The sequence below is a fragment of the Bradyrhizobium sp. B120 genome (genome assembly GCF_049075665.1).
Lineage (GTDB): Bacteria > Pseudomonadota > Alphaproteobacteria > Rhizobiales > Xanthobacteraceae > Bradyrhizobium.
In genome coordinates this window covers 2,349,384-2,361,650 of the sequence record NZ_CP185242.1, presented here as the reverse complement: position 1 = coordinate 2,361,650, position 12,267 = coordinate 2,349,384, and the positions used below count along the sequence as shown (strand labels likewise).

The 12,267-nt window shown below is 60.2% G+C and carries 10 protein-coding genes; 3 read left to right on the top strand and 7 right to left on the bottom strand.

Annotated elements, in window-relative coordinates; translation table 11 throughout:
- Positions 1-30: 30 nt before the first annotated feature.
- The 5 genes from ACOIX3_RS10950 to ACOIX3_RS10930 are packed head-to-tail and all read right to left on the bottom strand — an operon-like array spanning position 31 to position 5,706.
- On the bottom strand, positions 31-1,545 hold the full coding sequence (locus ACOIX3_RS10950; protein WP_420969789.1) for an ABC transporter ATP-binding protein: 1,515 nt from the start codon (positions 1,543-1,545) through the stop codon (positions 31-33).
- Positions 1,546-1,583: 38 nt separating this feature from the next.
- Complete coding sequence (locus ACOIX3_RS10945; RefSeq protein ID WP_420969787.1) at positions 1,584-2,510, bottom strand: ABC transporter permease; 927 nt, start codon at positions 2,508-2,510, stop codon at positions 1,584-1,586.
- A gap of 3 nt (positions 2,511-2,513) precedes the next feature.
- Positions 2,514-3,563, bottom strand: a complete 1,050-nt coding sequence (locus tag ACOIX3_RS10940; protein WP_420969786.1) for an ABC transporter permease — start codon at positions 3,561-3,563, stop codon at positions 2,514-2,516.
- A gap of 38 nt (positions 3,564-3,601) precedes the next feature.
- On the bottom strand, positions 3,602-4,714 hold the full coding sequence (locus ACOIX3_RS10935; RefSeq protein WP_420969785.1) for a BMP family ABC transporter substrate-binding protein: 1,113 nt from the start codon (positions 4,712-4,714) through the stop codon (positions 3,602-3,604).
- A gap of 26 nt (positions 4,715-4,740) precedes the next feature.
- On the bottom strand, positions 4,741-5,706 hold the full coding sequence (locus ACOIX3_RS10930) for a dihydrodipicolinate synthase family protein (RefSeq protein ID WP_420969784.1): 966 nt from the start codon (positions 5,704-5,706) through the stop codon (positions 4,741-4,743).
- Between the two features lie 173 nt (positions 5,707-5,879).
- Here ACOIX3_RS10930 and ACOIX3_RS10925 point away from each other — a divergent pair, with 173 nt between their 5' ends.
- The 3 genes from ACOIX3_RS10925 to ACOIX3_RS10915 all read left to right on the top strand — a co-directional run bounded on the left by ACOIX3_RS10925 (position 5,880) and on the right by ACOIX3_RS10915 (position 9,235).
- Entirely contained in the window at positions 5,880-6,692 is an 813-nt protein-coding gene (locus ACOIX3_RS10925; protein WP_420969783.1) for a FadR/GntR family transcriptional regulator, read from the top strand.
- 1,939 nt (positions 6,693-8,631) lie between these two features.
- Positions 8,632-8,913, top strand: a complete 282-nt coding sequence (locus ACOIX3_RS10920) for a type II toxin-antitoxin system RelE/ParE family toxin (RefSeq protein ID WP_420969782.1) — start codon at positions 8,632-8,634, stop codon at positions 8,911-8,913.
- Positions 8,914-8,932: 19 nt separating this feature from the next.
- A complete protein-coding gene (locus ACOIX3_RS10915; protein ID WP_420969781.1) occupies positions 8,933-9,235 on the top strand; it encodes a HigA family addiction module antitoxin in 303 nt (100 codons plus the stop codon).
- 726 nt (positions 9,236-9,961) lie between these two features.
- Here the strand turns inward: ACOIX3_RS10915 and ACOIX3_RS10910 are convergent.
- Positions 9,962-10,414: a hypothetical protein gene (locus ACOIX3_RS10910; protein ID WP_420969780.1), complete on the bottom strand. Its 453-nt coding sequence runs from the start codon at positions 10,412-10,414 to the stop codon at positions 9,962-9,964.
- A gap of 349 nt (positions 10,415-10,763) precedes the next feature.
- Entirely contained in the window at positions 10,764-12,263 is a 1,500-nt protein-coding gene (locus tag ACOIX3_RS10905) for an MFS transporter (protein ID WP_420969779.1), read from the bottom strand.
- Between the last annotated feature and the right edge of the window lie 4 nt (positions 12,264-12,267).

Here is a 12,267-nt window from a genome sequence, read left to right as displayed (position 1 = left end):
TGTAAGTTCCGATCCGATACGCGCCTTAAGTCAGGCCGCTTTCATTCCCGCCATGTATTTTCCGATCACGCGCTTGTCGGCGCCGTCGGCCGCAACCTCATGGACGATGCGCCCCCCGCTCATGACGAGGATCCTGTCGACCACGCCGAGCAACTCGTCGAGATCCTCCGAGATGAGCAGCACCGCGGCTCCGCCGTTCCGCACCTCTACGATCCGGCGGTATGTCTCTTCGCAGGCGACGAAATCGAGGCCGAAGGTTGGATTGGACGCGATCAGCAATCGGACGTTTTGGGTCAGTTCTCGCGCAAGGACCGCCCGTTGCACGTTGCCTCCGGATAGCGCGCTCATGCTCGCCGTCAAGCCAGAGGCTTTGACACGAAATTGCTTCACGAGCTTCTCGGCCTGCTCCGCGAGCGCTCGGTAGTTCATCGCAATACCTCGACAGAGCGGCGCCCGATCGAAGTTGCGCAGGGCAAGGTTCTCCGCCAGCGACATCCGATCAATGCAGGCGTTCTTGAGCGGCTCCTGCGGCAACCCGTAGACGCCGAGGCGGGCAATTTCCTTCCGCGTGCCGTTGAACGCGGCGCCGGATACGGTGATCGTACCGCTGCGATCGCGCTGGCCCATCAAGGTCTCGACCAACTCCAACTGTCCGTTCCCGGACACGCCGGCGATTCCCACAACTTCACCTTCGCGAACCTCGAGTGAGAGATCCTTCACGGCCGGTAGTCCGTTGTCCCCGTTCACGGACACCTGCTTCATGGAAAGGACAATATTGCTCTTCGGCGGCAATTTCGGCGCGTGCTGCGCTGCCTTGCTGACGGGTTCTCCGATCATTGCTTCGGCCAGGGCATCGTCCGACAGATCCGCGACCGCTCCGGTTCGGACTGACGCGCCACGCCGCAGCACCGTGACGTCGTCGGCGTATCGGCGTACTTCGTGAAACTTGTGGCTGATCAGAACGGCGCTGAGCTCGCCCGCCCGCGTCAGGCTGCGAACATAGCCGAGCACCTCATCGGCTTCTGCCGGCGTCAGTACGGACGTCGGCTCGTCCAGGATGAGAAGCTTGCGCCCGAGATAGAGCTGCTTGACGATCTCGGCTTTCTGCTTCTCGCCCGCAGAGAGCTGCGAGACTCGCACGTCGAGCGGGACGTGGAACGGAAGCGTCTTGGTGACTTTGGCCAGCCGCTTCAGCTCGCTTTGCCAGTTGACGTAGGCCGGCAATCTCGCGCCGCTGACAATGAGATTCTGCGCGACCGTCATGGACGGAACCAGTGTGAAATGCTGATACACCATACCGATGCCGAGCGCGTCGGCATCCTTCGGCGAGCTCAGCCTGTGCTCGCGCCCGTTGACTTGGATATGGCCATTATCCGGATGATAGAAACCCACGAGGCATTTGACCAACGTGCTCTTTCCGGCGCCATTCTCCCCGAGCAACGCATGGACGGTACCCGACCGGATCAGCAGCGACACGTTATTCAGAGCGAGATTCGCTCCGAAACGCTTCGTCATGTTCAACAGTTCGACTTGCGGAGCGGTCATCAGACGATCCTCAGGGACGTATTCCTGTCACAGCTTTCTCATCGGTGCAGCTTGAGTTCGCCGGGCGCATCGGCGAACGGAGCCGCGCGCGATGTCGAGGCCGCCATGATCGCCAGCGTCAGGATGTAGGGAGCCGCGTTGAACAGGTAATAATAGCCGGTGACGCCAACACCCTGCAGCGCCGGCCCGAGGGCGCCTGCACCGCCGAACAGAAGTGATGCGCCGAGGGCGTTGATGGAACGCCAACGCGCAAAGATGACGAGCGCCACAGCCATGATACCCTGCCCGCTGGACAGACCCTCACTCCAGCTCCCAGGATATGAGAGCGACAGGAAGCTGCCACCGATGCCTGCGAGAAAGCCGCCGGCCATCGTCGCCAGGATGCGCACCCGCAATACCGGAAAGCCAAGCGCGCGTGCCGCATCCTCGCTGTCTCCGACGGTGCGCAGCATCAGTCCCCAGCCCGTCCGGTTCAGGAAGACATAGACGGCAAAGGCCAGTAGAATTCCGACAAAGAACAGCGCGTTCACGTCCAACGCTGCTCGCACTTGCGGCATGCTCGACCAGAATCCGAGAGATATCGAAGGAAGCGCCGGCGCCTTGGGTTCGATCAAGGGTTTGCCGAAGAAGAACGCCAGGCCAGTGCCGAGCACGATGAGGCTGATGCCAATCGCCGTATCGTTGACGCGCTTCACGCTGCAGAGGAGACCGTGCAGCAGGCCGAAAGCGGTTCCGGCCAGTCCCGCTGCGAGCACGCCGAGCCAGGGCGAACCAGAAAGATAGGAGACCCCGTATCCCGCCATGGCGCCCAGCATGAGCGTGCCTTCGAGACCCAGATTGATGCGCCCCGATTTTTCGGTGATGAGCTCGCCGATGCTGACGAAGATGAAGGGCGTGGAAACACGGATCGCTCCTCCCAGAATTGCGAGTGGCAGTGTGAGCCAGCCGATTGATGTCCCATCCATGCCTTACCTCCGCGTGTTTTCTCGCAGTTGTTGCGCAATTGCATCCGCGACGAGGACGCAGACGAAGATCAAGCCCTGAAACACCAGCATCGTCGCGTCGGGAAGCTCGAGGCGCCGTTGCAGCAGGCTGGCGCTTGCCTGCATGCCGCCGATCAAGAGCGCGACTGCGACAATCGCAAGCGGCTGGTGGCGCGCCAGGAACGCGACAAGGATTCCGCTGTAGCCATAGCCAACGATGAGTGAGGAGTTGGCCGTCCCCTGCACGGCGGCCACTTCGATCGCGCCGGCAACTCCTGCCATTCCGCCCGCCACAAACGTCGCACCGATGACCCAGCGATTCACGGCCAGGCCCACCATCCTCGCGACCCTGGCGCTACCGCCGACCACGCGCAGCGCAAAGCCCCATCGTGTATAGCGCAGCACGACGTGGGCGATGATGGCCAGCGCCAGGCTGACCGCAAGCCCGGCATGAACGCCAACGCCTGGCAGCATGGGCAACATGTAGGACGGATCGATCGGATGGGTCGACGGCTTGTCGAGGCTCGCCGGATCCCGGAGCAGGCCCTCCGTCAGATGGTGAAAGATAGCGATCCCTATGTAGGACAGGAGCAGGCTCGAGATCGTTTCATTCACACCCCGGTATTGCCGGAGCACACTGGCCAGACCGAACCAGAGTCCCCCGGCCAGAGCGCCGGTGACCAACATGGTGACTTGCATCGGAAGTGCGTGCGCTCCCGCAAACGGCAACGTCACGACGGCCCCTGCAAGTCCTCCCAGCACCAAGGCCCCCTCGCCGCCGATGATCACCAGCCCTGCCTGCGCAGGTATGGCAACGGCCAATCCGACCAGAATCAACGGTGCGGCCCGCGATAAAGTATCCTGCCAAGCGAAGCTGCTGCCGAAGCCGCCTTGAACGATCAGGCCGAACACCGTGAAAGGGTTTTGCCCGTATAAAGCGACGAAGGCCGCAAAGACCGCCGATGCAAGCAGCACCGCCAGGACGGGCAAGGCCACGCTGAGCTGGGCTGCGGTTCGCGGCTGGCCCGAAGGCACGGACTCGACTCCCGAGATCGAAGACAAGGTCGCCCCCCTTAGACTTGGCCGATGATGCCTTCAACGAGGTAGTTGATACCGTCGAGCGCGCGGTCGTTGCTGCTCTGCATGACGCCGGCAGGGATGACGACGTTACCCTTGTTGTCCTTGAGCGGGCCGCTGTAGATCACCAGCTTGCCGCCGATAAGGTCTGCTCTTGCCTTCTCGGCGGCCGCGCCGGCCTCGGGCGTGACGAGCTTTCCGAAAGGACTATTCTTGACGAAATGGTCGGAGATGCCGGCACGCAGATAGTGCTCGGGCTTTTTGCCACCGCGGACGCTGCCGGCATACACAAGATATGGCGTGATCCAGTTCCATTCGGCTCCCGTGAGATAGCCGTTGGGAGCGACGTCCGCCTGGCTCGAATGGTAGCCGCACGACATGACGCCGCGCTTCTCGGCCGTCTCGATCACCACCTTCGGGCTGTCCACTTGGGCCGCGATAACGTCGGCTCCCTGGTCGACGAGCGTATTCGTCGCCTCTGCTTCGCGCACCGGAAGCACCCAATCGCCCGTGAAGATGACCTGCACCTGAATGGCCGGATCGACCGAACGGGCGCCGATCGCGAATGCGTTGATGCTTCGCAGAAGATTGGGCGTCGGCTTCGCGGCAACGAGGCCGAGCTTCTTGCTCTTCGTCATGTGGCCCGCGACGATTCCCGAAATGTACTGCGCCTCGAAAATGTAGGCGTAGAACGTGCCGATGTTTTCGGGCATGCCCGCTGTCCAGACGCCGCCGGTGTGAGCGAAGGTGACATCCGGATATTTGGCCGCCATCTCCAGAACGTGAGGCTTGAAGTAGCCGAAGGACGTCGCCAGGATCAGCTGAACGCCATCCTGGCGGATCATCCCTTCCATGCTGCGCTGGGCCGCGATTGTTTCGGGAACGCGCTCCTCTTCGACCACCTTGATGCCGGGTAGCTTCTTCAGCGCGGCTGCGGCCTGCGCATGAGACTGGTTGAAGCCATAATCCTGTTTCGAACCTGAATAGAGGATCCCGACCGTAAGGGGCGCTTCCGCGTGCGCAGCCGGAATTTCGAGAACGAAGGGTGCGGAGCCGGCAGCGGCCAGCATCTGAAGGAACGAGCGACGGTCGAACGGTTTCAAGGTCATTTTTCTCTCCCTGGATGATCAGCAGGTTACGACGAGGTTCGTTCGGCGGCAGAGAGCAGGCCTGGCGCCTCACATGCGACGAGGTCTGCTTCCAATTCTCTCCGCTCGGCGGCGGACAGGGGCGTGACGGGCGAGCGGACGGCGCCGCCGGCAATGCCAATCAGATCGCACCAGTGCTTGACCGCAGCGTTCGGCATATGACCGCTCTTCAGCGGGTCCATGATCCACTTGTTGAAGACGACCCGTTGCGGTGCGAGTGACGCGCAAATGCGTGCCGCCTCTTCCGTTTGTCCGGACGCCAGCAGCGCCACGTAGTCCGCGATCGGCCGAAAGTCGCCGCGTTGATACAGGTAGGGCTCAGGGTCTGCATACAGGATCGACTGACCTTCGCGCTGCATGTTGCCGAAGAAGTTCTCTTCCAGAGGATCGGAGACGAGCACGCCATTGTGCGCGGCTTGGCGAAGCGCAGCGTTCTCGGCTGCATTGCCGGTGGTCTTCAGCAGCTTGAGGTTGGGCAGCGAACAAAGCTGCGTGAAAACGGCAGGATCCAATGGGCTGCCTGCAGCGGTTCGGGCATTGAAGATGACGATCGGCATCTCCAGACGCGTGCAGATGTGGTGCAGATACGCGAACTGCTGTGCAGGGGATCGCGGGCCGGAGGTCGGGACCATCAGCACGGCGTGACTGACGCCAAGCCGACGCGCGTGCTCGCCAAGCTCGATGGTCTCATCAACTGAAGGACCCGAAATCACCACTGAGATCCCGAGACGGCCTCCGGCCTCATCGGCGATCACTTCGATAACGCGCTTCCTCTCCTGCAACGTGAGCGACCAGACCTCGCCGATCAGCCCATTGCAGAACACTCCCGCGAGGCCAGCTGCGATGTAGTGGCGGACATTTCGGCGAACCCCGGCCTCGTCGATGGCTCCGGAGTTGTCGAAAGGGGTGTGAATCGCCGCCCAGATTTCAGGAATGTTTTGCCCGATCACCATGCTCGTTTCCGCTCATCGACCGGTCTATTCGATTTATCATGATAAACCGGATTTGCATGAATATGCCTGCTATGGGAGAAGTGTCAATCGACGACTCGGTTCTTTTTCGCTGGGCCCGCGCTTGACCCGCCGGGAACTGCAGGGGAACCCATTGATCGATCTGGAGAATTCTGATGGCGGTAGAACTGGAAAAAATGCCGAAGCAGCCCGGGCGGCTGAAGATTCAAAAGCGGGCCGATCTCGTTACCGAAGAGATCAAGCAGTTGATCACACAGAAGAACCTTCGCCCGGGCGCCAAACTCCCGATGGAAAAGGAGCTTCAGCGGCTGTTTTCGGTCAGCAAGAGCACGATCCGCGAGGCGCTGAAGTCATTGGAGGTGCAGGGACTGATCACGGTCAGCACCGGTCCTACCGGCGGGGCGACGATTATCGAGGTGCCGCTCGAGCGCACGTTTCAACTGCTGCAGAACTACCTGTTCTTCAAAGAGGTCAGCATGGAGGACATCTATGCAGCGCGGCGATTGTTGGAGCCGGAATTGGCCGCCGGCTCAGTTCCGTTTCTCTCCGACGAACAACTTGATGCGCTGGAACACAACATCGAGAACTGCCAGCCGACCTCTCACGAACCATCTCGTCTCGTTCGGCAACGTCAGGCAGATCTGGATTTTCACGACATCCTGGCTGCCGCAAACCCCAATCCCTTTCTTCGCTTCGCGTGCGAGTTGATCAACGAGATGCTCCGCCGTTTGGTTGTCTTCAGCACGCAGACTCCGCCGGAAGAACACGCGAAATTCGGGTGCGCCAACGTCAAGTTTCACGCGGAGATCGCGAAGGCCGCCCGCGCGCGAGACAGCAAGCGCGTGCGTGCGCTCATGAAGGCGCATATGGAAGAGGCTTCCGAGTACGTGAAGCGTCTGGACGGCCGACTCGATGGACGACTGATCCTCGACTCGGAAATGGCGCCGCGCGCGCGACCGCTGTCGTGACGGACGTCCTGTTACGCCAACTCCACCGAAGGTGATACTCCGGACGAAGTTTCGCGATCCCTGCCGTAGCTTGCTCTCGTTGCGCTTTTCCAGGATGGTCTGGACGCGGTCAAACAATTCGCGAGTGATGAGAGGCTGGTGGCGCCCCGGATAACCGGGATTCGATTTGGGTCGACTCGGCAGATGTTGTGGTCTCGAGGAGCATGGAGACACGCATGTCCTCGCCCGCATCGCCGCCCACCCAGCTCATCGGCGGGCGAGCTGCTGCCCTGGAACTGGGGCTATCCGACATTACAGAGAGGCTCACGAGACGCGGCCGGCCTGATATCCATCAACGTTATCGCGTTGCTCTTTATCCGGCATTGTCCGCGTCTAGGGACAGCGGCGATGACGGAAAGCCTGGCCTGTCCATCCCTGTTCGAAACTGGCAGCAAAACGTTCTCTTGCGCTGTTGATGATTACGGGGACGACAACGATCGATATGAGGTATCGCTGAGGGTAGGCCTGGGTGCAAACATGACGTGCGCAAGTCGGAAAGCAGACAAAGTGTACACATAAACATGGTGCGAACTATCGACTGTTCACTGGCACGAAGAATGCAGACCCTCGACATGCCTGGGGCACCCTCCCTTAGGCATCGCTACGTGGCCGTGGCTGGTCACCGAGGTTAGCGGCGCGTGACATGAATGAGGGACGGCGCCTGCTCGCGCGGACGGCGGCAGGCACCTGCGTCACGTCGCCGCTAACTTCTATTTCTCGCAAGTAGCGCATTCGACGGTTGGTGCGCTTTGGAATAGACGTGTCAAAAGAGAGCTGATGGCCCCGACTTGCGAAGAAAACGGTTAAAAGACGAGTGCAAGCTACTTGCCGAGCAGTCTCTCTACGAAGTCAAGCCGCTATCCCTGGACGGAGCGGCCGTCGCGAGCCCATCGGGCCATTGTCCGTTGCAAGCAGGTTCTACGAACAAATTCTTCAGACAATTGAGGCGTCTCCGCACTGAGCGAGTATGCCGCAGGCGGTTGGCACAATCGCCACGATCGGGGATTTCGGGTCAGTTGATCGCAAACTTGTTAGAGAGACGCGAGCTCACGACGAACATCGATCGGCGATCGTGACAGCGGTGATCGCTCACCATCCCCCCATGTAGCGCTCATGGCTTATCAAGACGTCGAGGAGCCTCATAGGTCTGGTAGGTCAGATTTGGCTTGAAGCTGACGTAAGGGCATATTGTAGCGTCGCCCGCGAAACACGACCCAAAGCAGGCTCGATCCGATAATGCAATTTAGATTTTCAGACTTCGACGACGTGCGCATCGCTAACAGAGCATATAGCAGGGCCTCGGGATCAGGTTATCATCACAGTAGACTGCACGGGACGCCGAATCTCGAGCAGCAGGCAGCCGCAGCTCTTGACATATGGACTTGGTGTTTCTCGCCTCAAGAAAGGATCAACTACATCCGAAAACATCGTTCCCAATTCCGGTTTGACAGCTACGACCAGATGATCGGTGTCGTCCGCGGTCGTTGCTTCAGTGGTTGCGCATCCGAGCTCATCAAATGGCGAAATCGATTCAGGGCCAACACGTGGCGTGCTGTCGTGTTGTTTTGCGCTGGGACTTGGGCAATCCTCATTTATGCTGCCCTCCGAGCGCTCGATATTGTTCGCAATTGACTGGAGTTCCCATGGTAAGGCCGTTTACCGCCGCGTGAATTGAACGTCTCTAGTATGCGCGTGAACGGTTGCAATCCCTCCAGCCGTCGCTAGGACCCGTCTCATCTTCGGCGCCTTACGAATTGGGTTGCCTCCCCTGTCATTGAGAACGAGCCCGGCGCCGGTTCGGTCTCCGGGCAAGTCTCTGGAGGAAACAGGGTGGCAAAATGTACCTCGGAATGATACAGACCGTTCGCAATCTGTATCGCGACGCGATACACACTGGTTCATGATCAAGAGCTTCAAAGACGAACTGACCGAAGCGGGGTTCAACGGCAAAGCCAAGAACGGCTTTCCGGCTGATCTGCTCAAGGTAGCGCCTCGTAAGCTCCAATATCTGAATGCAGCCGTGAACCTAGACGACCTCTTGGCCCCTTCCGGCAACCGGCTCGAAGCCCTGAAAGGCGACCGTAAGGGCCAACATTCCATCCGCGTGAACGATCAGTTCCGCATTTGCTTCACATGGTCCGATGAAGGTCCAAAGGAAGTTGAGTTCGTTGACAACCACTAGCCAGACCACGGAGGGTCACATGGCAAAGAAATTGCCTCCCATGCACCCCGGCGAGGTGCTACGCGAGGAATTTCTCGTCCCGCTCGACATTTCGGCCGGAGCGCTCGCCAAGGTTTGCGGCGTGCCTCGTACCAGGATTGAGCGCATTGCGAACGAGGAAACCTCGATTAGCGCAGACACTGCTCTTCGCCTGTCCAAGGCTCTGAAGACCTCTGCTCAACTCTGGCTGAACCTGCAGAATGCCTATGACGTGCGGATGGCCGAACAGGAGCTTGGCAACGACCTGGACAAGATTAAACCGATCGAGGCGAAGGCTGCCTGAAACGAAACCCGCCGTGGATTCCTCCGTGGCGGGCGCGCGCTGGCTAGATCACTCTGTGTGGCCAGATCGCTTCATTCGACGGCCCTTCAAGTAGCTCGCGCCGGGATCGCGGGAGGAACCCAACGAGCTCTAGCGGTGAAGATGCTATTTCGTGACCGTCGGTGTAGATCAGATTCGCGACGAACGAGTTGTACGGCCGACTTTTCCATCCCAATTTGACGGTGAATCGGTCGGTCTCCACGCGACTTAAGCACGTGGGAAATGGGTACGCTCACCTGATAATTTTTCGATCAATTTCGAACTTCGCTGTGTACTGGAAGGTCGGCGGAGCCGGCGCGCCGGCTCTAAGCGCCATTGACGATGTGAACGGAACGCTTGTCGAAGTCAAATAGCCCGGGCCAACGCCCTCGTGTGTTCTGGTTTCCGGATGGATGCTATCGTCAACTTCTGCTGGTGAATCGTAATTCGCTGGACAATGATGATCCTCGCGTCGCGACTGCCCGGCGCGGTTCTCTGGACAGGACGCTTCTCCTCCCGGGCTGCCCGCCGCTCGGGGCAGGGCTTTTCTTGGAGAGCGGCGCTCTTGATGGCGCAGCGAAAAATGTGCAGCGACGGGGAAGCCATGGGGCGTTGCGAATCCTCAGGCCAGGCTCGCCGTCAAATCGCTAATGAGCTCCTCCACGCGCAGATGGCGTGAGATCAGCTTCTGTCGCTCGGCATAGTCGGTCACGATCTGCAAGGCAGGACGCATGGCAGCCAACCCGAAAGGGTCTGGTACTCGGGCAAGCAGAGTTCATTCGATCGCTTCAGCAAGCGATAGATCTCCCTTATGGAGCCAGGATCCTCGTCGTGCAGCGCCTTGGTGACGACGACATGGTTGATCGGAACGATCTCGTGCTTCTGAAACCTTGCCTCGCTCGCGGATTTCGGGTCTGCGAACAGAGACCTCAACCGTGGATCGTCGGATGTTTCGCTGAGGACCGCGTCCACCTCGCCGTCCAGCAACATCTGAAGGATCGTTCGTCCTGCGGCAGCTCGCGTGCCACCCTCGTGATATTCGGCGACGTGGGGTTCCTCGAACGTGACCCACTCGACGCGATCAAGGTCGACACCGTAATCGTCGGCCAGCATGCCGCGCAACCAAATGCCGGTCGTCGTCGTCAGCGACCGCACCGCCATACGCTTGCCAGCCGGATCCCCGGCCCGAGCCGGCAGCACTCGGCATTATACAACGCGCGCAGGGGAAACCTACCGGTCATTGTTGCCGGCAGGAGCACCAGCGGCTCGTCGAAATTCCGGAGGGATGAGATAGCTGCCGATCGCGAGCTCGGAGACGTCGAGCGCTGCTCCCTGACCGTCGGTTTGAACCCATCGATGACCGAAGCGTAGCGGACGAATCGAGCGTCATTCGATCCGAGGCAAGCGCTCCGCTCTTCACGGCGGCGGTTCCGGGTTAGTCGCCCAGAAGCATCCGCAGCCTGTTCGGTGCATTCGTCATCTTCGCATTAGTCCGATCATGTTGCTCCAGCTACCCGGAAACCGCCTCGAGCTTCAGTCCGTTGGTGCGCGGTCCGAACACGCCGATCGTCACAACGACGATCGCCATGGCCCCCGCGATCAGGGTGAATACGCCGGTCACACCGTAATCGCGGAGGCAGAACGCGATCAGGAAACCCGAAAACGTCGCACTGACGCGGCTAACCGAATAGACGGCACCAATGGCGCGGCTGCGCATGCGCGTGGGGAAGAGCTCCGCCTGATAGGCGCGATAGGAAAATGTGAGGCAGTTGCTGGCCAAGGCCATAGCAACGCCCAGGGCCACGATGAGGGCGGCTTCCTCTTGCCGGGAGAAGACGATTCCAATAGCCGCGATCGCTGAGGCAGATCCCACTACGATCCACTTGCGTTCGATTCGCTCGGCGAAGGACATCGACAGCAACGGACCGATGGGGTTGGCAATCGCGATGACGAAGGAATAGAGCAGACTGTGCGTGACGTTAATGCCCTTGGCAATGAGGAGCGTCGGAACCCAACTTGCAAACCCGTAGTAACCGATCGACTGAAAGAAATTGAACACCAGCATCATGATGGTTCGCCCCCGATATCGGGATTGCCACAGCTCGGCAAAACTCGCGTTCTGCTCTTGGGCCACGGGAGGGTGAGGCCGCGGCTCGGGTAAAGGCGCGCCGGTCCGCACCACGATCTCGTACTCAAGCCGGGAAACAATCGCATCCGCCTCGCCGAGGCGGCCCCTCTGCGCCAGCCATCGCGGACTTTCCGGCAAGCCGAGCCGGATGAACCAGACGGCCGTCGCGCCCAGGCACCCGATCCAGATCACCCAGCGCCATCCGTCAAAGCCAAGGGGAGCCGTCGGCACGAAATACCAAGCGACCAGCGCGACGGTCGGGACCGCGGAGAACTGTATCGCCTGGAGGAAGGCAAACGACTTTCCGCGCGAATTCGCCGGCACGAGCTCGGTGGTGTAGCAGTCGATCGTCACGATCTCCGCGCCTGCACCAATGCCGGTTAGAAACCGAAAGAAAATGATCCACCCCGCGCTGTGTTGACAGGCCAACAAGGCGGCTGCGGCCGTATACCAGAGCAGCGCGCCAGTGAAGACGACCCGCCGCCCGAAGCGATCGGCCAATTGGCCGAGCACGAGCGTTCCGACGAACAGGCCGGCAAACATGGCAGCCACGAAAGCCCCCAGTCCGGAGAAGCCGAAGAAATTCACGGTCGAGGTCGTGAAAGTTCCGCTTCTGACGAGCCCCGGTCCAATGTAGGCGGTGAAGAAGACGTCGTAGATCTCGAACCAGGCGCCAAGGGCGACCATCAAGACGAGCTTCCAGATCGGCCAGCTCATCGGAACACGGTCAAGGCGCGCATTGATTATGGCCGCAGCCGATGCGTTATCGGTGTCCACCGCTTCCGCTCCGCTGCCATCCGCGAGTGCGACGGTCGTTCGTGTCGCCGGCCCATGCATGGCTTGATTTCCCCTCTGCTTTGATTTGTTCTTCTTGTTCGGCACGCGC

Excerpts from the sequence above, each read along its gene's own strand:
- ACOIX3_RS10950 (WP_420969789.1), bottom strand. The coding sequence starts at position 1,545 with ATGACCGCTCCGCAAGTCGAACTGTTGAACATGACGAAGCGTTTCGGA.
- ACOIX3_RS10945 (WP_420969787.1), bottom strand. The coding sequence starts at position 2,510 with ATGGATGGGACATCAATCGGCTGGCTCACACTGCCACTCGCAATTCTG.
- ACOIX3_RS10935 (WP_420969785.1), bottom strand. The coding sequence starts at position 4,714 with ATGACCTTGAAACCGTTCGACCGTCGCTCGTTCCTTCAGATGCTGGCC.
- ACOIX3_RS10930 (WP_420969784.1), bottom strand. The coding sequence starts at position 5,706 with ATGGTGATCGGGCAAAACATTCCTGAAATCTGGGCGGCGATTCACACC.
- ACOIX3_RS10925 (WP_420969783.1), top strand. The coding sequence starts at position 5,880 with ATGGCGGTAGAACTGGAAAAAATGCCGAAGCAGCCCGGGCGGCTGAAG.
- ACOIX3_RS10920 (WP_420969782.1), top strand. The coding sequence starts at position 8,632 with ATGATCAAGAGCTTCAAAGACGAACTGACCGAAGCGGGGTTCAACGGC.
- ACOIX3_RS10915 (WP_420969781.1), top strand. The coding sequence starts at position 8,933 with ATGGCAAAGAAATTGCCTCCCATGCACCCCGGCGAGGTGCTACGCGAG.
- ACOIX3_RS10910 (WP_420969780.1), bottom strand. The coding sequence starts at position 10,414 with ATGGCGGTGCGGTCGCTGACGACGACGACCGGCATTTGGTTGCGCGGC.